This window comes from Streptomyces sp. 1222.5, from assembly GCF_900105245.1.
GTDB classification, from domain to species: Bacteria; Actinomycetota; Actinomycetes; order Streptomycetales; family Streptomycetaceae; genus Streptomyces; species Streptomyces albidocamelliae.
Window position 1 is genome coordinate 2,372,650 of sequence record NZ_FNSZ01000001.1, and the last position, 20,818, is coordinate 2,393,467.

The following is a 20,818-nucleotide window of genomic DNA, read 5'->3' on the forward strand; positions in this document are numbered from 1 at the left end:
CCTACAGTCGAAAGCAGGACAGCCTGCTCCATGAACGGACTCGCCTTGCACGAACGCCCCGCCGGATCGGCCTCCTGGCGCATCGCACTGCCGCACACCGCGGCGGCCGTGCCGGTGGCGCGCGCCCTCGTGCGCACGGCCATCTCCGAGGTGGAGCACCCTGCCGACTGCGACACCGCCGAGCTGCTGACGGCCGAGCTGGTGGCCAACGCGGTGGAGCACACCGCCGGGCGCGGGCCGATAGAGCTGGTGGTGGAGCTGGCCCCGACCGGCTGCCGGGTCGAGGTGCACGACCCGGACCCGGCGCCGCCCGGTCATCTCACCCGGCCGGTGATCGAGGAGCCCGACCCCTGGCAGGAGGGCGGGCGCGGTCTCCTGCTCATCCGCGCCCTCAGCCAGTCCTGCGGTCACCGCCCCACCCCGTCGGGCAAGGCGGTGTGGTTCAGACTGCCTGCAATTCCCGCTCAGCGTCGTCCGGCGTGACCCCGGCGGCCGTGCGGCCCAGCGTGGAGTGCCGGCGCCCGTAGGCGACGTAGACCAGCAGGCCCACCGCGAGGAACACGGCGAACTGGAGCCAGGTCCGCCAGCCCGTCTCGTACATCAGGTACAGGCAGAAGGCGACGCCGAGCAGCGGGCCGACGGGGTAGAGCGGCACCCGGAAGCTGCGGGTGAGGCCGGGTTCGCGGCGGCGCAGGGCGATGACCACGACGTTGACCACGGCCATGATGGCCAGCGTGCCGATGGTGCACAGGTTCATCACCGCGTCGAGGGAGGCGAAGGCCGCCGGGAGGGCGAAGACGACCGCGACGATCAGCGTGCCGGCGACCGGCGTGGAGGTCTTCGGCGAGACCTTCTCGAAGACGCGCGGGATCAAACCGTCCCGGGACATCGACATCAGGATGCGGGTCTGGCCGTACATCACGGCGAGCACCACGGAGGCGATGGCGACGACCGCGCCGAAGGCGATGACCCCGCCGCCGATGGTGGAGCCGGTGACCGCGTTGACGACGTACGACAGCGCGGCCGGACGGCCGGCCACCTCGTCGCTGCCGACGGCACCGATCGCGGCGACCGCGACCGCGCAGTACAGCAGGGTGACCAGACCCATGCAGACCATGATCGCCACGGGGATGTCCCGGCGCGGGTTCTTGGCCTCCTCGCCGGCGGTGGTGATCGCGTCGAAGCCGATGTAGGAGAAGAACGCGGCGGTGGTGCCCGCGCCGATGCCGCCGAGGCCGGCCGGGGAGAACGGGGTGAGGTTGCCGTCCTTGAAGGCGCTGTAGCCGATGGCGCAGAAGGCCAGCAGGATGACCAGCTTCACGGCGGCCATGGCGGCGGTCGCCCGGGCGCTCTCCCGCACCCCGCGCACCAGCAGCACGGAGGCCATGGCGATGACGATCACGGCCGGGAGGTTCACGATCCCGCCGTCGCCCGGGCCCGCGGACAGCGCGGTCGGCAGCTGGAGGCCGGTGAGGCTGTGCAGCAGTTCGTTGACGTACTGGCTCCAGCCGACGGCGACCGCCGAGATCGAGATGCCGTACTCCAGCAGCAGGCACCAGCCGACCAGGAAGGCGGAGGACTCGCCGAGGCCGGCGTAGGCGAAGGAGTACGAGGAGCCGGAGACCGGGATCGCGCCGCCCAGCTCCGCGAAGGAGAAGGCGGTGAAGACGCAGGTGATCGCGGCGAGGACGTAGGAGACGACGACGGCGGGACCGGCCTGTGCGACGGAGTCGGAGAGGCCGACGAAGATGCCGGTGCCGACGATGGCGCCGACGCCGAAGCAGATGAGCTGGAAGAGGCCCATCGTGCGCTTGAGGCCGTGTCCTTCGCGGTCGGCGCCGGACTCGGCGACCAGCAGGTGGGGGGATTTGATGCGGGGTGCGGGCATTGCGGGTGGTGCTCGTTTCTGGTGGTGCGGGCGACCGTCGTACGGTCGCGGCGGTGGCACCGGAAGAGGGGTGGCTCCGGGCCGCCGGTCAGGATAAGGCCTGGTGAGCCCTGGAGGGCAAGGCTTCGAGGGGGGCGGGTCAGGCGAGGGTGGCGACCAGCACCGCCTTGATGGTGTGCAGACGGTTCTCGGCCTCGTCGAAGACGACGGAGTGCGCGGACTCGAAGACCTCGTCCGTCACCTCCAGGGACCGCAGTCCATAGGCCTCGTGGATCTCCTGCCCGACCTTGGTGCCCAGGTCGTGGAAGGCCGGCAGGCAGTGCAGGAACTTCACGTCCGGGTTGCCGGTGGCGCGCAGGACGTCCATGGTCACGGCGTAGGGCGCGAGGGCTCTGATCCGCTCGCCCCACACCTCCTTGGGCTCGCCCATCGAGACCCAGACGTCGGTGGCGACGAAGTCGGCGCCCGCGACACCCTCGGTGACGTCCTCGGTGAGGGTGATCCGGGCGCCGCCGGCCTCGGCCAGCTTGCGGGCCCGGGCGACGACCTCCTCGGCCGGCCAGTAGGCCCGGGGGGCGACGATCCGGACGTCCATGCCGAGCAGCGCGCCGGTGATCAGGTAGGAGTTGCCCATGTTGAAGCGGGCGTCCCCCAGGTACGCGAAGGCGATGTCCGGCAGTGGCTTGTCGCTGTGCTCGGTCATGGTGAGCACGTCGGCGAGCATCTGGGTGGGGTGCCAGTCGTCGGTGAGGCCGTTGAACACGGGCACCCCGGCGAACGCGGCCAGCTCCTCCAGCTTGGCCTGACTGTCCCCGCGGTATTCGATACCGTCGAACATCCGGCCGAGGACGCGCGCGGTGTCCTTGACGGACTCCTTGTGCCCGATCTGCGAGCCCACGGGGTCGAGGTAGGTGGTGTGGGCGCCCTGGTCGGCTGCGGCGACCTCGAACGCGCAGCGGGTGCGCGTCGAGGTCTTCTCGAAGACCAGCGCGATGTTCTTCCCCCGCAGGTACGGCGTCTCGGCGCCCGCCCGCTTGGCCGCCTTCAGCTCGGCGGCCAGCTCGACCAGGCCGCGGAACTCTTCCTCGGTGAAGTCGAGCTCCTTGAGGAAGTGGCGGCCGGCGAGGGCGGTCGGGACTGTCGCCATGGGGGCGCTCCAGGGGTGCGACGGGCGGGACCATGGAATTCTATACGACATTTTGCATTTATATGCGGCCCGCTCTGGTCCGCTCCGTCACATCCCTTCCCGCGTCGGGCCCGTCAGACCGCCTCGCGCTCGACCGGACAGCTCATGCAGCGCGGCCCACCCCGGCCCCGCCCCAGCTCGCTGCCCGGGATCTCGATCACTTCGATGCCCTGCTTGCGCAGGTGCGTGTTGGTGGTCGAGTTCCGCTCGTAGGCGACGACGACGCCGGGCTCGACGGCGAGGACGTTGCAGCCGTCGTCCCACTGCTCCCGCTCGGCGGCGTGCACGTCCTGGGTGGCGGTCAGCACCCGGATCTCGCCGAGGCCGAGGGCGGCGGCGATCGCGCGGTGCATGTGCTCCGGGGGATGGTCGGTGACCTTCAGCTCCCGCTCCCCGACCCCGGGCTCGATGGTGTACGAGCGCAGCATGCCGAGCCCGGCGTACTGGGTGAAGGTGTCGCCGTCGACCATCGTCATGACCGTGTCGAGGTGCATGAAGGCCCGCCGCTTGGGCATGTCCAGGGCCACGATGGTGCGCGCGGAGCCCGCGGCGAACAGCTTGTGCGCCAGCATCTCCACGGCCTGCGGGGTGGTGCGCTCGCTCATGCCGATCAGCACGGCGCCGTTGCCGATCACCAGGACGTCGCCGCCCTCGATGGTGGAGGGGAAGTCGGCCTGCCCCCGGGACCAGACGTTGAACATCTCCGCACCGAACAGCGGGTGGTGCCGGTAGATCGCCTCGAAGTGCACGGTCTCCCGCTGCCGGGCGGGCCAGCGCATGGCGTTGATGGAGACGCCGTCGTAGATCCACGCCGAGGTGTCGCGGGTGAAGAGGTGGTTGGGCAGCGGGCGGAGCAGGAAGTCGTCCAGGTCCATGACGTGGAAGCGGACGGAGGTCGGTTCGGCGTGGCCGTCCAGGAACTCCCTCTTGGTCATCCCGCCGACCAGCGCCTCGGCCAGCTCGCCCGGGGTCATCCGGTCGAAGGCGGCTCGCAGGTGGTCGGTGGCGAGGGGCCCGTACTCCTTCTCGTCGAAGACCCGGTCCAGGACGAGGGTCCGCGCCTCGGGGAGGGCCAGGGTCTCGGTGAGCAGTTCGCCGAAGAGGTGGACGGTGACGCCGCGGTCGCGCAGGACGTCGGCGAACCCGTCGTGCTCGGCGCGCGCCCGGCGCACCCAGAGCACGTCGTCGAAGAGGAGCGCGTCCTTGTTGCTGGGGGTGAGCCTTTTGAGCTCGAGATCCGGCCGGTGAAGGATGACGCGGCGCAGCCGCCCGGCCTCGGAGTCGACATGGAATCCCATGCCTCCATCCTGACCATCGCACCGCGGCTTCACCCCCGTCTCGGCGGTTTCCGCGTCCCCCAGTTTTCGTCCCCTTGACGACAAGCGGGTGTCCCGATTATCGTCTCCTTGACGAAAACGATCGAGGGGGGCCCATGGCCGACATCACCCGGCGCCTCGGCTGGCGCCATCTGCGCGGCGCACCGACGGCACACGTACGGCACCACCGCTCCGGCCGGCTGGTGCACGACGGCACCGGCCTCAGCTTCTGGTTCCGCTCGCTGACCGCCGCGCTCTCCGAGGTCCCCGTGGACGACCGTGAGCTGGCCATGACCTTCCACGCCCGCACGGCCGACTTCCAGGACGTGACGGTGCAGGCCACCGTGACCTACCGCATCGCCGACCCCGCGCTCGCCGCCGGCCGGCTGGACTTCTCCATCGACCCGGACACCGGCGTCTGGCGCGGCACGCCGCTGGAGCAGCTGGGCACCCTGCTCACCGAGACGGCGCAGCAGCACGCGCTGGACGTCCTCGCCCGTACACCGCTGTCGGCGGCGCTCGTCGACGGGGTGGCCGAGGTACGCGAGCGGGTCGCGGCGTGCCTCGGTGCCGAACCGCGGCTGCCGGCCACCGGCATCGAGGTGGTGGCCGTACGCGTGATGGCCCTGCGGCCGGAGCCGGAGGTGGAGCGCGCCCTGCGCACCCCGGCCCGGGAGCAGATCCAGCAGGACGCCGACCGCGCCACCTACGAGCGGCGGGCCGTGGCGGTGGAGCGGGAGCGTGCCATCGCCGAGAACGAACTGGCCAGCAAGATCGAACTGGCCCGCCGCGAGGAACGGTTGGTCGACCAGCGCGGCACCAATGCGCGCCGCGAGGCGGAGGAGCAGGCGGCCGCGGACGCGGTGCGCGCGGAGGCCGAGGCGGCGCGGTCGGTGAAGCTCGCGGAGGCCGAGGCGGCGCGGTCGGTGAAGCTCGCCGAGGCGGAGGCCACGCGGACGGCGGCCCTCACCGAGGCCGAGGCGGCCCGCACCCTCAGGTTCGCCGAGGCGACCAGATGCCTCTGGTCGGGGCCGCCGCACGTTCAGTGCCACTTTTCGCCCAGCAGGTGTCCCTGCCGGGCCTGGACTAGGCCGTGCCATGCGGAGCGGACGTTGTCGTCGCTCGTGGTCCAGCGGATGGTCGACGGCTCTGGCAGGGGCAGGGCGGCCATGAAGATGCGGGAGCTGAGCCGCCAGGCGTTCCCCGAGCCCGACGTCGTCCCGGACGACGCGCCGGCCTCGATCGAGGTGAGCCGTGCACAGTGCCGCCGTCAGGCCGCGGCCACCGAGACCGCCGCCCTGCGCCGGGCCAGGGCGGAACGCGCTGCCCGGGAAGGACCGCAGCCGCCGCCCCGCAGTCGGCTGCGCTGCGGACCACGGCGTGAGCAGCGTGACTGTAGGAGGACGGCTTCGACGCGGTTGGTCCCAACTACTAAGTTCTCAAACGGAGGTTCGAATTTTGAAGTTACGACAAGCGATCGAATGCGTGCGGATACCGGTATCCAGGCCCCGGTGTCCCGGTCGGGGCGGCATCGTTAGCCAGCACAGTGTGGTCGCCTTGGACGGCGGGGCCGCGTGCACGACAGCAGGAGGAATCCGGTGAGCGACCGTAGCGCCATCGAGTGGACCGAGGCTACGTGGAACCCCACCACCGGTTGTGATCGTGTCTCTTCCGGCTGTGACAACTGCTACGCCCTCGCCTTCCGGGCATCGAGAAAAAGTCCATAAATTATCGTTTGACCGCAACGGCCCCGAGCGCCTCGGTGAGGTCGCCTGAAACAGCTAGGGTTGACTGCCATCCATAGGGGTCGAATACATGGAATATCCGCACAAATTCCCCCGGAGCGCGATTAGCCATCGCTTGGGAGAACCGCTCCAGGTCAACCCCTTCCTGTGAGGAATTATCGCGGCGACTGGCTCGATCTGCGTAATGTCGGGCCAATGTCTGTGGAGTCGCCAGCCACACGGGAATATTCTGAGAAGGCGAGCTCGCGAGCGTTTCGGCGGCTATGCTTGCGGCCCGCCAATCCGCAGCGATGAGTGTTTCGCATAGCTCGAGCATACGGCCGGCCTTCACAAATTCGACAGCGCCAGTTGAGAGAGTTGCGGGGTCCGCCCCGGTTCCCTTCACCGTTGTCGCTGCAAGCGGTCGTTCGAGATCATCGGATGTGATGACCAGAGTACGCGCATCGTCCGATGGGACGGAAAAGAATCGAATGAACTGTTCATTCGATTCTTGCAATACATGCGTGAAGCGCTGCAACTCGGTCGTTCTGTCGAGTAGCTCAGTGGCCTGACTGAGACGGAGACCGTAGATACCAGCCATTGAAGCAGTTTTTACGCGTGACAACTGTACGGGTGCGGTCGATCGTTCAAGTCTGTCGGCTGCTTTTCTGGCCGATTCCCATCCTGATCGCGCAAGCTTACGGCAGTGAGCGAGAGCCTCACTCGCGGGCAAGGTGCCTATATTGGGGGAAGCCATCAGTTTCAGGCCCTTCTATAGTGGTGAGAAGAGGGTGGCCGCCGAATTCTCCTGTTCGGCGGCCACCCTCTTAGGTCAACCGATCATCCCGCGGGTACGTGGAATACCCTTGCTCCGTTCACGAGTCCTTCTACCAGGTTCTCGTTGCTCTCCCATAGCTCGGTGCTGAACATAATCGACGGGTACACCGGCTGCCCGAGGGGGAGTTTCACCTGCAAGATTACTCCAGGAAGATCGCTGCGCCCCTCAGCTGCGCCGCGCGCGTAGGCCAGCGCGGTCTGCTTCGACGTCGTCCATGACGTGTAAATGCTATCGGTGTTCCCATCATGGTGCGTCTCCATGCTTGCGCTGCCGCCACGAGGCCTCGCGATGCCTTCCACTGCGTCGTCGTATGCCGGGCTCGCCGTGGAAACTCCTCTGTAGAGGTAGTTAAATCCGGGCTCCTCCGGGATCGAGGCCAGCGAGAATGGACTTCCGCCTCGAAGCGCCGGGTCATCGGCGTGCGCTGCCCCCGGCCCGAAGCGTGTCGGCGCGGAGGAGCGGGGAAACTTGCCCTTCAGCCAGCTGAAGGCCGGCCCGAGGAGGCTACTGCTGCCTCCGCCTGCGGCGCCGATCAAAAGGTCTCTTGGTGTAGTGGGCTGGCAGTGGGCAGCGTTGACGGCCCAGGAGAAGCCCGCGCCGACGGCGGCATTGACTGCAGTTGAGGTGGCCAGAGCTCGGCCACCAGTGAGACCCAGTGCCCGGACTGCGGCGTTGCCGGCACCAGGCATGAGGGCTCCGGCGATGCCTCCGGTGACGGCTCCCTTACCGGCGGCCTGGGCAAAGCCGCCCCAGGTGAAGCCGCCGTTGCGGTGCTGCCAGCCGTAGATGCCGCCTTCGACGGCGGCGCCGAGAACGGCACCGATGCCAGCGCTCACACACAGGGGGCAGCGGCCGGAGGGGTCAGACTGGTTGATGGGGTCGTTGTTGGCGTAGGCGTAAGCAGCCAGGTTTGGGCTGTCGTTTGTGGCGGGATCAGGGTCGGGTGCCGTGAAGCGGCGGTTGGCGGGGTCATAGCCGCGTTCCCGCAAGTCGAGCCGGCCGGTCAAGTAAGGGTCTTTGTACTGGCCGGTGTATCCGAAAACGCTGGTCTGGCCGTCGGTGATGCTGGCCTTGGCGGTGGGAACACCCCAGGCGCTGTAGGTGTAGGTGTAGTTCTCTTTGCCAGCGGCGTCGTATACCGCGGTGACGTTGTTCTGCCGGTCGTGGCGCATGTAGAACGTGCCACTAGAACGGTTCTGGGATTCGGCGATGCCATCCGGGTTGTAGTGGTAGTCGGCGATCAGTGAGCCGGTGCTACCGGTATCCGTGGCGATCTGTGCCAGGGGGTTGACGACGTCCCAGCGGGAAGTACGGGCGAGAGCGCCATTCTTGTTGGTGACGGTGCGGTTGTCGTCGGCGTCGTTGACGAAGGTATAGGTGTCCGAGCCGAGGGTGGCGGACTTCACACGGCCGAGCGGGTCGGAGGTGTATGTGCCGTTGGCGTCTTTGGTGAGGTTGCCGTCGGCGTCGTAGGTGTAGTCGACGGTGGTGGTGCCTTCGACGCGGCGGGTGAGTTGGTCAGCGTCGTCGTAAGTGTTGTTTCGGGTGCTTGTCGGGGTCGAACTGCTGGTGAGGTTGCCGACCTCGTCGTAGTTGTACGTGCTGCCGCTGCTGTTGGTCAGGCACGAGTCGGTGGCTGAGGTATCGGTGCAGGCGCGGGTCAGCCGGCCGGCCGGGTCGTAGGCGTAGCGGTCGGCGAGGCCGGTCGTGCTGGCGTCCTTGTAGTACTCCTTGGTGACGCGGCCGTTGGCGTCGCGGTCGACGAAGCGGGCGCCGGTGCCTTGGGAGACTGAGGCGAGCTGTCCGGCACGATCGTAGGTGCGGGCTTCGGTGACGGCGGTGGTGGTGGGCAGTTTGCTGGTCAGCTGGTTGCCAGCGGCGTCCCAGGTGTAGTTGGTGGTCTTGCCGCCAGCAGTCTGCCCGAGGATATGGCCATCACCGTCGTAGCTGTAGCTGGTGGCCCGGCCATCGGGGTAGGTGCGGCTCTTCAGGGTGCCGTTGTCGTTGTAGGCGTACTTGAAGGGGTTGGTGGCCCCGGGGGAGGTGATTGTTAGCGGCCGGCCCTCGTCGTCGTAGGTGAGGGTGCGGGTGCCGGTGCCGTCCTTGATGGTCTTGGGCTGTCCAGCCGCGTCGTAGGTGTAGGCGGCGGTCGCGGTGCCGTCGGAGTAGGTGGTCTGTGTGAGCAGGTTGCGGGCGTCGTAGCTGCTGGTGAGCTTCTGCCCTCTGGCGTTCGTGGTGCTCGTGCGGTTGCCGTTGGCGTCGTAGCCGTAGGAGGTGGACCGGTTGAGTGGGTCCGTGATCTTCAGGAGGCGGCCGCTGTCGTCGTAGGCGTACCTGGTGGTGTGGTCGTTGGCGTCTTTGCGGGAGGTCAGGTTGCCTGCCGTGTCGTAGCCGAGGCTGGTGGTGCCATGATCAGGGGCTGTGACCTTGCTCAGGCGGCCCAGTTCGTCGTACTCGTAGGCAGTCGTGTTGCCTAGGGCGTCCGTCTGGTCGGAGAGACGGCCGTCTCCGTCGTAGGAGTAGGTGACGAGCTTGGTCCCGTAGGGGTTGCTCTGACTGCGGACGTGGCCGGCCGCGTCGTAGGCGGTGGACCAGGTGTACTGGGCAGGATCGGCGCCGGTTGCGTTGCCGCGAGGCTCCACCGTGGTGGTCAGTCGACCATTGTCGTCGTAGCCGTAGGTGGTCTTGCTGCCCCGTGGTGTCGTTGTAGAGGCGAGATTTCCTGCGTCGTCGTAGGTGTAAGTGACCGCCTTTCCGCCTCGGTCGGTTGCGGTCAGGAGCTGGTTGTTGGCGTCATAGGTGTTGCCGGCGGCCTTGCCGAGCGCGTCGACGGTCTTGATGACGTTGCCCTCGTCGTCGTACTCCGTCCTATGAACGTGCCCGAGCGGGTCCGTTACGGCGACGGGCCTGTATTCGGCGTCGTAATCGGTCTTGGTGGTATTGCCCAGCGGGTCGGTGACCGTGGTCTGGTTGCCGACCTTGTCGTAGCCGTACTTCCAGGTGAACTTCGAGGCATCTGCACCCGAGATGTTGCCTCGAGGGGATGTCATGGTGAGCAGACGGCCGGCCTTGTCGTACGTGTAGGTCGTCTTCGCGCCCGTTGCGTCTGTGCGCGAGGCCACGTTTCCCAAAACGTCGTACGTTGTCCACACAGAGTGACCGGCCGAGTCCTTCGCCTCGGTCAAGAGATTCGCGGCGTTGTAGGTGAAATTTGTGGCCTTGGTCGCGGCATCGGTCACCGTTGCCAGGTTTCCTGCGGCGTCATACTCGTATTTCGTGGTATTTCCAGCTGCGTTTATCTTTGCAGTGACGCGACCTGCATCGTCGTAGCGGTAGGCCGTCTGGAACTTGGATGGGTCGGCGTCAGGCTCATTTCCCCGTTCATCGACGACGCTCGTGACTCGGCCACTTGTGTCAAAGGCTCGGGTCAGACGTGAACCATCGGGCTGCGTTACCGAGGTCTGATTTCCCGCCGAATCGTAGCCGTACCGTGTCACTTTGCCGAGCGGGTTAGTACGAGTCTCTTGTTGGCCGCCCGCTGTGTAGGTGTATGACGTTGTCTTTCCGAGCGGATCTGTCGAGGTTGAGAGGTGGTGAGACGTGTCGTACTTGTAGGAACTCGACTTATTGTTTCCGTTGTAGTAAGTGCTGAGATCTCCGTTGGCCTGATAGCTCCAGCGTCGTGTAGTAGTGGGTGTTTTGAATTCCACTACTCGACCTAGCCGGTCGATGCTTGTGGTTTTGGTGTTGCCGAGGGCATCGGTGACCGATACCGGGTCAAGCCTGAAGCTATAGGCGTAGGAGGTCTTATTGCCGAAAGGGTCATACTGAGCGAGTAGTACATTCCCGCTGTAGATGTCAGTCCAAATTCCTCCGTCAGGTTCCTGGACGTCTGTCTCGCCATCTTTGTACGAGAATTTAGCCGTGCTGCCCAGCGCGTTGGTCTGATCTGCCACACGTCCCTTGCTGTCATAGGTGTTGTGCAGCATCACGGCGCCGCCCGGGCCGGTCACGGTGTCAAGGAGACCGTTCGAGTCGTACTCGTATGCAATTGATCTGCCATCCACGCCGGTGACGTTCGTGAGCCGCCCACCGCTGTGCTCGAATTTGATATGACGGCCGTCGGACAGCGTTATCTGCGAGAGTTTTCCATCGCTGTCGTAGGAGAAGTCAGATTGACGTCCGATCGAGTTCGTCAGTGAATCCAGCCGCCCATCACCATTACGTGTATAGGTGACTTGCCGCCCTTGCTTATCCTTGATCGCAAGGGCGCGTCCAGCGGAGTCGTAGCTCAGCGTCCGTCCGTCAGTAGTTTTCAGCGAATAGCCACTCGCAGTGGAGCTGAGAGTCGAGTGAACAGGCAGAGGCGCCTCAAAATCGCCCGATGTCGTCTTCTCGAAGGTGTAGCTCGATCCGTCCTCCGAGTGAAATGTGACATCTCCCGCACCGCTGGTGGACAGAGACGTATCCCACCCGGCGGTCCACCCAGAGCCAAGAATTCCTGAAGTCTTATTGTTTGATGAATAACTCCGGCTGAGACCGAACGGCATTTCGCTGGCGAGTTCCGCGTCGACAGCAGAGGTGCTGTAGGCCCCTGTCGCGGTATTCACTCCGCCAATTCGGTTCTGACAGTTCGCGACACTTGCCGAATTCGATCCGCAGGAAGCGCCAAATGTCTGATCGGTCGGCACAGTTGCCAAGCCGGCGCCGTTGATCGTGTCACCGTAGCTGTACGTGAAGTCCGGCCAATTACCGGCAGGGTCCTTGTGGATTATCGATATACCGAACCAGGTAGCACCGCTATAAGGAACGCTGGGATGGCGTTGCTCGTACTGCTTCACTCCATCGATGCAAAATTGTTCGTTGTAATCAAAATCGAAGGAGACCGGGGCTCCATTTCCCTCTGCTCCACCCAAGTCTGGCCAGTAGGGTCCGTACTTGTAGGAGGGGGCCGTTACCGTTTTCGGGTCTGATTGCCACCGATTGGACGCACAGTAGATTGCCATGCGCACTTCGACACTTTGCCGCCCGTCATCCTCGGGTGAACCGTCACCTTCCTTGTCGTAATATACTTCAGTCTTAAGGGTGAGTTTGTCGCCATCTCGTGGAATGAACCCATCGAATTGCATGATGGGCCTCGGGAATGAGCGGCTTTCTCCGACGAGCACTCCGTTGGAATAAAGCTTGGTGTGATAGATTTCCGCCTGATACGGCACGACCACGGCTGCGGAAGTTTTGGACTTCTCGTGTACTCGCTCCCTCTTGCTCCCGGGAGGATGTGCGAGCATGGCAGATTTTCTGTCTCTGGCTGCTTGTGCCCGGCGTTGCTTGAGGCTCATCGCCTTCTGGGCCTTGGCTGGCTTCGGGCCACGTATGCCCTCGGCTTTAGCAGGGCTTCGAGGCGTCTCCGGTAAAGAAGGTGACGCCTGCGCTATGCCTGCAAGCAGCATGCTCCACACGACTGCAACAGCTAGCAATAGCCGTACGCTCGCGAGTGATCGTTTCGTCAAGGTTTCTCCTCCTGGTTCCCTCTGGAACGATTCAGGGTTGGGGTAGTCAATGTGGGATATGTGCTCAGATCGCGGGGCTCCACTGATCGATTTGACGCGTATAGGTCAACCGTCAACCCTGTTTCGCACGGCAGATTTGCAGGCGTAGGGAAGATGCTCAAGGGCGTGCTGCGTTACGCACATCAGCGATCGCTGGAAAAGCGTGGAGCAGGAGATGCTGCTAGATGTTCCGCACATTAGCGGCGGGAGAAAGGGGCACCTGGAAGAACGTGATTGCCGCGCATGGCTTATTTACGCATGGCATTGGTGCAGGCCCCCTTGTGTCGCTCCTCGCATGGTCAGTGCGCGGAGGTGACGCCGGAAACGGATCCTACGAACATCGAACAAGCTATCGCCTCACTTGTCACTGCGTCAACGGCGGTACACATAAAGTGATCCACGCGCGCGCTAGACGCCAGGCTGTTCACACCCTGGTGGAGCACGCCTGCTGCGTCATCTCCGACCCGGACGCCGAGCCGGGAAGGTACACACTGCCCGACGGCCCCACTAATTGACGCACCCGCTCCTGCGCCCGGAAGTCCTCGTTGGAGGCGGCCAAGGCGGTGCGGCTCGCCCGCGCGGAGGCCGAGCGGGCCCGCGAGGTGGGCGAGGCGGAGGCCGCGGCACGGGCGGCGTGGCTGCGGGTGCACGCCGAGGCCGATGTGGCGACCTTGCACGCCCTCGCCGGGATGCGCCTCGCCGAGAACGTGCCGCACATCGACAGCGTTACCATCTCGCCCGACGTGCTGACCGGGCTGCTGGCGAAGCTCGGCGGTCCCGCGGAGGCTCAGGCGTGAGCCTCGCCCCGCGCGCGGTGCTGGTCCACCGGACCACCGAGTACGAGGAGTTGGTGGCCCGGCACGGCACGCACGGCCAGGCCGCCTTCTTCCTCGCCTCCCGCGGCCGGGACATCGCGGAGGTCGCCGACCGCCACCACCGCGCCCACCGCGCCCTGGCCGAGGTGGCGGCGGCGGTCCCGCTGACCTGGCGCCAGGCCCGGGTGGAGCGGGGCGACCTGGACCGGTTCCTGTTCGCACCCGAGGACGTGGTCGTGGTGGTGGGCCAGGACGGACTGGTCGCCAACGTCGCCAAGTACCTGAGGGGGCAGCCGGTGATCGGTATCGACGCCGACCCCGGCCGCAACCCCGGTGTGCTGGTACGGCACCGTCCTCGCGACACGGCGAAGCTGCTCGCGGCGGACACCGGGTGCGACGAGCTGACCATGGTCGAGGCGGTGGCCGACGACACGCAGAGACTGGTGGCACTCAACGAGATCTACCTGGGCACACCCGGCCACCAGACCGCCCGCTACCGCCTGGGCCTCGACGGCGACGGGGGTGTCGTCGAGGCCCAGGCCTCCTCGGGGGTGCTGGTGGGGACCGGTACCGGCGCGACCGGCTGGCTCCGCTCGGTGTGGCAGGAGCGCGGCGGCCGGCTCGCGCTGCCCTCCCCCACCGAGGAACGACTGGTGTGGTTCGTCCGCGAGGCCTGGCCGTCACCGGCCACCGGTACCAGCCTGGTGGCGGGTGAACTGGGCACCTCGGCCGGCCTGACGCTCACCGTGGAGTCCGACCGCCTCATCGCCTTCGGCGACGGCATGGAGACGGACGCCCTCCAGCTCACCTGGGGCCAGACGGTCCGCGTGGGGGTGTGCGGGGAGCGGCTGCGGCTGGCGGGACGGTGAGGTGGGGGTCAGATCGCCGTGCAGGGGACCGGCCACTGGCGGACGCGTGGGGGGAGGGTCACCGCCCAGCCACCGGCGACGAGGACCAGCCGCTCGGCGGCGAGGAGGGCCACGGCCTCGCGCTCGGTGGTGCCGAGCGCGTCCAGGGGTGTGGTCGTGAGGAGCCGCAGGAAGGTGGCGTGGAGATCGGGGTGGTCGAGGGTGAGCCGGACCGCCGTGCCCTCCCGCCTGCGGTCCAGGACGGTCACGAAGCCGGGGCCGCGCCGGTGGTAGAGGGTGCCGAAGGTGTACCCGCTCCGCCAGCGCGCCGACTCCGAGGGGGAGCAGGCCAGTTCCGCCGGTGGCGGCAGATGACGCAGTACGCCGAGGTCGTAGGCCGGGCTGCCGGTGGCCCGCCAGCGGACGCTCAGTCCGAGGCCCTGGCATTCGCGCAGGAACCCGACCGCCTCCGCCGTCTCCCGGCCCTCCCCGCCGAGGTCCAGGGGCTCCATCACCTCGACCCGGCGCCCGGCGATCCGGTACGGCACGGTCGCCGGCAGCCCGCTCACCCGGCCCCCTCGGTCAGCCGGACCGGCTCGCCCCACGTCGGCAGGGCCACGTACGTGGCTCCGTCACGGAACAACAGGGCGGAGGAGAAGGCCTGGCGCACCCAGTCCCCCAGAGCTTCCACCGTCATCTCGTGGCCGTCGGCGGTCAGCAGCCGGTGCAGGGCGGGCAGGGTACGGCCGTCCTCCAGCAGCCGCAGCGCCGCGGCGTGCCAGCCGGTGAACCGATGGGTGGCCGGCGGCCGTCCGTGCCGTCGGTCGTGCACCAGCAGCTCCGCGCCGTCCTCCTCGAACAGCAGCCGGGAGTGCGCGTACCCGGACCGCCACTCGGCGACGGCCTCCCCGAGCCGCCGCTCGACCGGCCCCGAGATGCCCGCGTCCTCGGTGTCGAACAGATAGACGAGGTCGGCGAGTTCACCCTCGGGCAGGTCGTAGACGTGCTGGTACATCTCGGCCGGGCGGCGCTTGCCGAAGCCTCGGCCCGGGTCCGTGAAGTGCGGGCTGAAGCGCTCCAGCTGGATGCGGTGGGCACCGCTCGGCGGCTGGAGGTGCACCAGGGCGGGCAGTTGCTCGACGACGGACGTGTAGTCCTCGGCGGTCTCGCCGGGGAAGCCGTAGAGCAGGTTCCAGGAGCAGGTCAGCGCGTGGTTCTCGCACTCGCGCAGGGTGCGCACGTTCCGGGCGCCGGTGACACCCTTGTCCATGAGGTCCAGGACGCGGCTGCCCAGGCTCTCGATACCGGGCTGGATGTGCACCGTGCCGGACGCGCCGAGGAGTCCGAGCTGCGCGGGGGTGAGGTTCGACTTGACCTCGTAGTGCAGCCGCAGGTCCCAGCCGCTGTCGACGACACGGGGCAGGAAGTCCCGGAAGTACGCCATGTCGATGATGTTGTCGACCGTGACCACGTCGAGGATGCGGTGCCGGCGCACCAGCCGGTCGATCTCCGTCCACAGCCGCTCTCCCGGCTTGGCACGGAAGGCCATCGCGGAGCCGTTGAGCCCGCAGAAGGTGCAGTGGTGCTTCTCACCCCACCAGCAGCCCCGGGCCCCCTCCACCACCAGTTTCGGATGCACGTACTCCAGGACCGGGGAGCCGTCCAGGGCCGTCTGCCACTGGTCGTAGTCGGGCGCGGGGATGTCGGCCGGTGCCACGGTGCGCCGGGTCTCCGCGTTGGCCCGGGACAGGGTGCCGTCCCACCAGCACAGCCCCGGCACGTCGTCGGGCGCGGTGCCCGCGTCCAGGTGGCCGAGCAGGGCGGGGAAGGCGTACTCGGCCTCGCCGCGCACCACATGGTCGACGAAGGGGTGGTTGCGGTGCAGGGCGTGCCCCATCGGGCCGTCACAGTTGCTGCCGCCGAAGACGACTGTCAACCCGGGTCTTCTGCGCTTGAGTTCGCGAGCCAGGGCGAGGGAGGGAACGTTCTGCATGAAGGTGCTGGTGAACCCGACCACGTCCGGCTCGGCGGCCAGCACCTCGTCGGCGCACCGGGCGACGAACTCGGCGGCGTACGGCCGCATGGCCACGGCGGTGTCGACGAAGACGTCCCGGGTGGCCGCGTAGTCCCGCAGCCGGGCCAGGCCCCAGCCGGGGTCGTCGTACAGGACACCGGAGAAGACCCAGTCGCCGAGGCCGTGGAAGATCGCGTCGCTGCCGACGGCCGTGTAGTCACCCGGCCGCAGCCGGCCGCCCGAGTGCTCCAGCAGGAACTCCGCCCAGCGGAGCGACCCGTGGAACTCGGTCACCTCGTCGCCGGGGCGGCCGCGCCGCACGATCCGGTTCAGCAGCCCCAGTTGGAGCGAGGGCAGATCGATCGGATGCCACGGCATCGTGACCAGGTGGACGCGCATGCTCAGCGGGTCGGCCGCTTCTCCAGGATCGCCGGCCGGCGGCCGGTGCCGGGCTGGTCCTCCCGGACGACGACCTTCTTGATCTCCATCTCGACTCCCCCTCGCAGCCGTGCGAACACCCTTGCGCCGCACGGCCGTCCACCATATGGACGAAGGTGTGCGGGACACAAGGGCGTTCTGTGACGGCGGGGTGCCGGGCGGGGCCTAGAGACGCGGGTCCACCGGTTCCGACTCCAGGGCCAGGACCCCGAACACCGCCTCGTGGACGCGCCACAGCGGTTCTCCGTCGGCGAGGCGGTCCAGGGCCTCCAGGCCGAGGGCGTACTCGCGCAGGGCGAGGGACCGCTTGTGGTTCAGGAACCGGTGCCGGAGCCGGGCGAGGTTGTCCGGCCGGGTGTACTCGGGACCGTAGATGATCCGCAGGTACTCACGGCCCCGGCACTTGATGCCGGGCTGCACCAGCCGGCCCTCCGGGTTCCGGACCAGCGCGCCGGCCGGCTTGACGACCATGCCCTCGCCGCCGCGGCCGGTCATCTCCAGCCACCAGTCCACGCCCGCGCGCACCGACTCCGGGTCGCCGGTGTCGACGTACAGCCGCCGGGTGGTCCGCAGCAGGCCGCTGCCGTCGTGCTCGACGAGCCGGTCGAGCAGGGCGAGCTGCTCGTCGTGCGGCAGAGCGGCGAGGCTGCGGCCCTGGACCGCCAGGATCTGGAAGGGTGCGAGGCGCACGCCGTCCAGGCCCTCGGTCGTCCAGCAGTAACGGCGGTAGGCGTCGGTGAACGCGGCCGCATCGGCTGCGCGTTCCCGCTGGTGGGCCAGCAGGCCGGTCACCTCGACACCGCGTGCCGCGGCACCCTCCAGTGCGGCGAGCGCGCCCGGGAACACGGCCCCCGAGGCGGCGCCGACGGCCGCGTACTGGCTGCGCAGCAGCCCGGACGCCTTGAGCGACCACGGCAGCAGCTCGGCGTCCAGCAGCAGCCAGTCGGTGGCGAGTTCGTCCCACAGTCCGGCCTCGCCGACCGCCGTACGGAGGCGGCCGAGGATCTCCTCGGTCACCGACTCGTCACCGAAGAAGGGACGCCCGGTGCGCGTGTACAGGGAGCCCGTCGGGCCGTCGACGCCGAACCGCCGCCGGGCCGCCTCCGCGTCCCGGCACACCAGGGCCACGGCCCGGGAGCCCATGTGCTTCTCCTCGCACACGACCCGGGCCACCCCGTCCTGGGCGTAGCTCGCGAAGGCCTCCTCCGGGTGCTCCAGATAGCCGTCGGCCTGCGAGGTCGCGGTCGGCGCCATGGTCGGCGGCAGGTACGGCAGCAGGCGCGGGTCGATCGCGAAGCGGCTCATGACCTCCAGGGCCGCCGCCGCGTTCTCCTCACGGACCGCCACCATCCCGGCGTGCCTGGTCTCCACGGCCCGGCGGCCGTGCACGTCGGCCAGGGCCAGCGGGCGTCCGTCGTGCCCGCCGGGTGCCTCGGAGCGCAGCGGCCTCGCCGGTTCGTACCAGACCCGCTCGGCCGGTACGTCGACCAGCTCGCGCTCCGGCCAGCGCAGTGCGGTCAGCTTGCCGCCGAAGACGGCGCCGGTGTCCAGGCAGATGGTGTTGTTGAGCCAGGTGGCCTCGGGGACGGGTGTGTGGCCGTAGACGACGGCGGCCCGGCCGCGGTAGTCCTCGGCCCACGGGTAGCGCACCGGCAGCCCGAACTCGTCCGTCTCGCCGGTCGTCTCGCCGTACAGGGCGTGCGAGCGGACCCGGCCGGAGGTGCGGCCGTGGTACTTCTCGGGCAGTCCGGCGTGGCAGACGACGAGCCGTCCGCCGTCGAGGACGTAGTGGCTGACCAGCCCGTCGAGGAAGGCGCGGACCTCGGCCTTGAACTCCTCGCTCTCGCCCTCCATCTGCGCGACGGTCTCGGCGAGCCCGTGGGTGTGCTGGACCTTGCGGCCCTTGAGGTGACGGCCGTACTTGTTCTCGTGGTTGCCCGGCACGCACAGCGCGTCGCCCGACTTCACCATCGACATCACCCGGCGCAGCACGCCCGGGGTGTCCGGGCCGCGGTCGACGAGGTCGCCGACGAACACGGCGGTCCGGCCCTCGGGGTGCACGCCGTCCATGTACCCCAGCTTGGTCAGCAGCGCCTCCAGTTCAAAGGCGCAGCCGTGGATGTCGCCGACGATGTCGAAGGGGCCGGTGAGGTGGGTCAGGTCGTTGAAGCGCTTCTCGGTGACGACGGTGGCGTGCTCGGCCTCTTCCGGACCGCGCAGCACGTGCACCTTGCGGAAGCCCTCGCGCTCCAGGTGCCGCAGGGAGCGCCGCAGTTCGCGGATGTGCCGCTGGATGACCCGGCGGGGCATGTCGGCGCGGTCGGTGCGGGCCGCGTTGCGCTCGGCGCACACCTCCTCGGGCATGTCCAGCACGATGGCGATGGGCAGCACGTCGTACCGCCTGGCCAGCTCGACGAGCTGCTTGCGGGCGTCCGACTGCACGCTGGTGGCGTCGACGACCGTGCGCCGGCCGGCGGCCAGTCGCTTGCCCGCGATGTAGTGCAGGACGTCGAAGGCGTCGCGTGTCGCGCTCTGGTCGTTCTCGTCGTCCGAGACCAGGCCGCGGCAGAAGTCGGACGAGATCACCTCGGTCGGCTTGAAGTTCCGGCGGGCGAAGGTCGACTTGCCGGAGCCGGAGGCGCCGACGAGGACGACGAGGGAGAGGTCGGTGACGGGGAGGACCCGCCCCTGGTGCTGTGTGCCGGTCATGCCGCCGTCGCCTCCTTCTCGGTCTTCTCGGTCTTCTCGGTCTTCTCGGTGAACACGGCCATCTGAGTGGGCGGTCCGACCTCCGGGTCGTCGAGCCCCACCGGTACGAACTCCACGGTGTACCCGTGCCGTTCGGCCACGGTCCGCGCCCAGGTGCGGAACTCCTCGCGGGTCCACTCGAACCGGTGGTCGCCGTGCCGGACATGGCCGGCCGGGAGGGATTCCCAGCGGACGTTGTACTCGACGTTCGGGGTGGTGACGAGGACCGCGCGCGGGCGGGCGTGCCCGAACACGGCGTACTCCAGGGCGGGCAGCCTCGGCAGGTCGAGGTGCTCGACGACCTCGCTGAGCACGGCGGCGTCGTAGCCCTTGAGCCGGTTGTCGGTGTACGCGAGCGAGCCCTGGAAGAGCTGGACACGCGAGGCCTGCCGCTCCCCCATGCGGTCCAGCTTCAGCCGCCGGGAGGCGATGGTCAGGGCCCGCATCGACACGTCGACGCCGACGATCTCGGTGAACCGGACGTCCCTGAGCAGCGCCTGCACCAGCTGGCCCTGTCCACAGCCGAGGTCGAGGACCCGGGCCGCGCCGGCCGTGTGCAGTGCCGCGATGATCGCGTCCCGCCGCTGCACGGCGAGCGGGGTCGGCTTGTCCTCCGCCATGGTCTCCGCCTCGACGGCGTTGTCGATGTCCTCGACCTCGCTGTCGTCCGCCTCCGCGAGCCGCACCAGTTCCAGCCGCTCCATCGCCTCCCGGGTCAGCGACCAGCGGCGCGAGAGGTAGCGGCTGGTGATCAGCTTCTGTTCGGGGTGCTCGGGCAGCCAGCCCTCACCGGCGCGCAGCAGCTTGTCGACCTCGTCGGAGGCGACCCAGTAGTGCTTGGCGTCGTCGAGGACGGGGAGCAGCACGTAGAGGTGGCGCAGCGCCTCGGCGACGGTCAGCGTCCCGGACTCCAGGACGAGGCGCACGTACCGAGAGTCGCCCCACTCGGGGAACCGCGTGTCCAGCGGGACCGGTTCGGCGCCCACCTTCCAGCCCAGCGGCTCGAAGAGGTTCCGTACGAGCTCCGGTCCGCCGCGGGCGGGCAGTGCGGGCACCTCGACGCGCAGCGGCCGGGGCCGCCCCGGCAGTTCGGGCCTGGCGTGGCAGGTGCCCTTCATGGCGCTGGAGAACACGCTGCTCAGCGCGACCGCGAGCAGCGAGGAGGCCGCGTAGGGACGGTCGTTGACGTACTGGGCGAGCGCCGCGTCGGGCGCGCCCCCGCGGCCCTTGCCCTTCCCCCGCCGGACCAGCGTCACGGGGTCGGTCTCCAGCAGCAGCGCGGCCGTGCAGTGCCGTTCGTCCGCCTCGGGGTAGAACACGTGGGCGGTGCCGTAGGAGGTGGAGAACTGCTGGACCTTGTCCGGGTGCTTGTGCAGCAGGAACCCGAGGTCGGTGGCCGGCTGGGCGGCGTCGCCGCGCATGGAGATCGTCAGGAACACATGACCGAGTCTCCC

Annotated in this window: 12 protein-coding genes and 2 pseudogenes; 5 read left to right on the forward strand and 9 right to left on the reverse strand. The window is 68.2% G+C overall.

Translation table 11 applies throughout. The annotated features are described in order from the left end of the window. Nucleotides 1-30: 30 nt before the first annotated feature. Nucleotides 31-483 (forward strand): ATP-binding protein, encoded by a 453-nt coding sequence (locus BLW57_RS10605; protein ID WP_093473965.1) that lies wholly within the window; start codon nucleotides 31-33, stop codon nucleotides 481-483. Here the strand turns inward: BLW57_RS10605 and BLW57_RS10610 are convergent. The 3 genes from BLW57_RS10610 to BLW57_RS10620 all read right to left on the reverse strand — a co-directional run bounded on the left by BLW57_RS10610 (nucleotide 443) and on the right by BLW57_RS10620 (nucleotide 4,372). Then, on the reverse strand, nucleotides 443-1,888 hold the full coding sequence (locus tag BLW57_RS10610) for an amino acid permease (RefSeq protein WP_093473966.1): 1,446 nt from the start codon (nucleotides 1,886-1,888) through the stop codon (nucleotides 443-445). The two genes, BLW57_RS10605 and BLW57_RS10610, sit on opposite strands and share 41 nt — an antisense overlap. A 139-nt stretch (nucleotides 1,889-2,027) precedes the next feature. Next, nucleotides 2,028-3,035 (reverse strand): ornithine carbamoyltransferase, encoded by a 1,008-nt coding sequence (argF, locus tag BLW57_RS10615; RefSeq protein ID WP_093473968.1) that lies wholly within the window; start codon nucleotides 3,033-3,035, stop codon nucleotides 2,028-2,030. A 113-nt stretch (nucleotides 3,036-3,148) separates the two neighbouring features. After that, nucleotides 3,149-4,372 (reverse strand): arginine deiminase, encoded by a 1,224-nt coding sequence (locus BLW57_RS10620; protein ID WP_093473969.1) that lies wholly within the window; start codon nucleotides 4,370-4,372, stop codon nucleotides 3,149-3,151. A gap of 134 nt (nucleotides 4,373-4,506) precedes the next feature. Between BLW57_RS10620 and BLW57_RS10625 the strand changes: the two are divergent. Next, nucleotides 4,507-5,433, forward strand: a pseudogene (locus tag BLW57_RS10625) (SPFH domain-containing protein); the annotation flags it as partial. A 555-nt stretch (nucleotides 5,434-5,988) separates the two neighbouring features. Then, nucleotides 5,989-6,117 carry a DUF5131 family protein gene (locus tag BLW57_RS10630; RefSeq protein ID WP_371127784.1) on the forward strand — a complete coding sequence of 43 codons (129 nt, stop codon included), beginning with the start codon at nucleotides 5,989-5,991 and terminating at the stop codon, nucleotides 6,115-6,117. A gap of 1 nt (nucleotide 6,118) precedes the next feature. Here the strand turns inward: BLW57_RS10630 and BLW57_RS40875 are convergent, their stop codons facing one another. Both BLW57_RS40875 and BLW57_RS42880 read right to left on the reverse strand, forming a co-directional pair. Further along, a complete protein-coding gene (locus tag BLW57_RS40875; protein ID WP_143051595.1) occupies nucleotides 6,119-6,715 on the reverse strand; it encodes a hypothetical protein in 597 nt (198 codons plus the stop codon). 239 nt (nucleotides 6,716-6,954) lie between these two features. After that, nucleotides 6,955-12,291 carry a DUF6531 domain-containing protein gene (locus tag BLW57_RS42880; RefSeq protein ID WP_176985536.1) on the reverse strand — a complete coding sequence of 1,779 codons (5,337 nt, stop codon included), beginning with the start codon at nucleotides 12,289-12,291 and terminating at the stop codon, nucleotides 6,955-6,957. A gap of 755 nt (nucleotides 12,292-13,046) precedes the next feature. Here BLW57_RS42880 and BLW57_RS10640 point away from each other — a divergent pair. Both BLW57_RS10640 and BLW57_RS10645 read left to right on the forward strand, forming a co-directional pair. Then, nucleotides 13,047-13,298 (forward strand): annotated as a pseudogene (locus BLW57_RS10640) (SPFH domain-containing protein); the annotation flags it as partial. Further along, nucleotides 13,295-14,185 (forward strand): NAD(+)/NADH kinase, encoded by an 891-nt coding sequence (locus BLW57_RS10645; protein ID WP_093473972.1) that lies wholly within the window; start codon nucleotides 13,295-13,297, stop codon nucleotides 14,183-14,185. The pseudogene BLW57_RS10640 and the gene BLW57_RS10645, both read left to right, overlap by 4 nt. 8 nt (nucleotides 14,186-14,193) lie before the next feature. Here BLW57_RS10645 and BLW57_RS10650 read toward each other — a convergent pair whose 3' ends face one another. The 4 genes from BLW57_RS10650 to BLW57_RS10665 all read right to left on the reverse strand — a co-directional run bounded on the left by BLW57_RS10650 (nucleotide 14,194) and on the right by BLW57_RS10665 (nucleotide 20,803). Next, nucleotides 14,194-14,733 carry a DUF5825 family protein gene (locus BLW57_RS10650; protein WP_093473974.1) on the reverse strand — a complete coding sequence of 180 codons (540 nt, stop codon included), beginning with the start codon at nucleotides 14,731-14,733 and terminating at the stop codon, nucleotides 14,194-14,196. Beyond that, nucleotides 14,730-16,577: a RiPP maturation radical SAM C-methyltransferase gene (locus BLW57_RS10655; protein ID WP_093473975.1), complete on the reverse strand. Its 1,848-nt coding sequence runs from the start codon at nucleotides 16,575-16,577 to the stop codon at nucleotides 14,730-14,732. Before BLW57_RS10655 ends, BLW57_RS10650 begins: the two co-directional genes overlap by 4 nt. A 204-nt stretch (nucleotides 16,578-16,781) precedes the next feature. Then, the gene (locus tag BLW57_RS10660; protein ID WP_093473977.1) at nucleotides 16,782-19,325 is read right to left on the reverse strand and encodes a polynucleotide kinase-phosphatase; all 2,544 of its coding nucleotides are present in this window, start codon (nucleotides 19,323-19,325) and stop codon (nucleotides 16,782-16,784) included. Next, complete coding sequence (locus BLW57_RS10665) at nucleotides 19,322-20,803, reverse strand: 3' terminal RNA ribose 2'-O-methyltransferase Hen1 (protein WP_093473978.1); 1,482 nt, start codon at nucleotides 20,801-20,803, stop codon at nucleotides 19,322-19,324. The genes BLW57_RS10660 and BLW57_RS10665 overlap by 4 nt, the downstream gene beginning before the upstream one ends. Nucleotides 20,804-20,818 lie beyond the last annotated feature (15 nt).

What these genes read in the sequence shown, in the direction of transcription:
- argF (WP_093473968.1), bottom strand. Translation starts at nt 3,035, where the DNA reads ATGGCGACAGTCCCGACCGCCCTCGCCGGCCGCCACTTCCTCAAGGAG.
- BLW57_RS10620 (WP_093473969.1), bottom strand. Translation starts at nt 4,372, where the DNA reads ATGGGATTCCATGTCGACTCCGAGGCCGGGCGGCTGCGCCGCGTCATC.
- BLW57_RS10610 (WP_093473966.1), bottom strand. Translation starts at nt 1,888, where the DNA reads ATGCCCGCACCCCGCATCAAATCCCCCCACCTGCTGGTCGCCGAGTCC.
- BLW57_RS10655 (WP_093473975.1), bottom strand. Translation starts at nt 16,577, where the DNA reads ATGCGCGTCCACCTGGTCACGATGCCGTGGCATCCGATCGATCTGCCC.
- BLW57_RS40875 (WP_143051595.1), bottom strand. Translation starts at nt 6,715, where the DNA reads ATGGCTGGTATCTACGGTCTCCGTCTCAGTCAGGCCACTGAGCTACTC.
- BLW57_RS42880 (WP_176985536.1), bottom strand. Translation starts at nt 12,291, where the DNA reads ATGAGCCTCAAGCAACGCCGGGCACAAGCAGCCAGAGACAGAAAATCT.
- BLW57_RS10605 (WP_093473965.1), top strand. Translation starts at nt 31, where the DNA reads ATGAACGGACTCGCCTTGCACGAACGCCCCGCCGGATCGGCCTCCTGG.
- BLW57_RS10660 (WP_093473977.1), bottom strand. Translation starts at nt 19,325, where the DNA reads ATGACCGGCACACAGCACCAGGGGCGGGTCCTCCCCGTCACCGACCTC.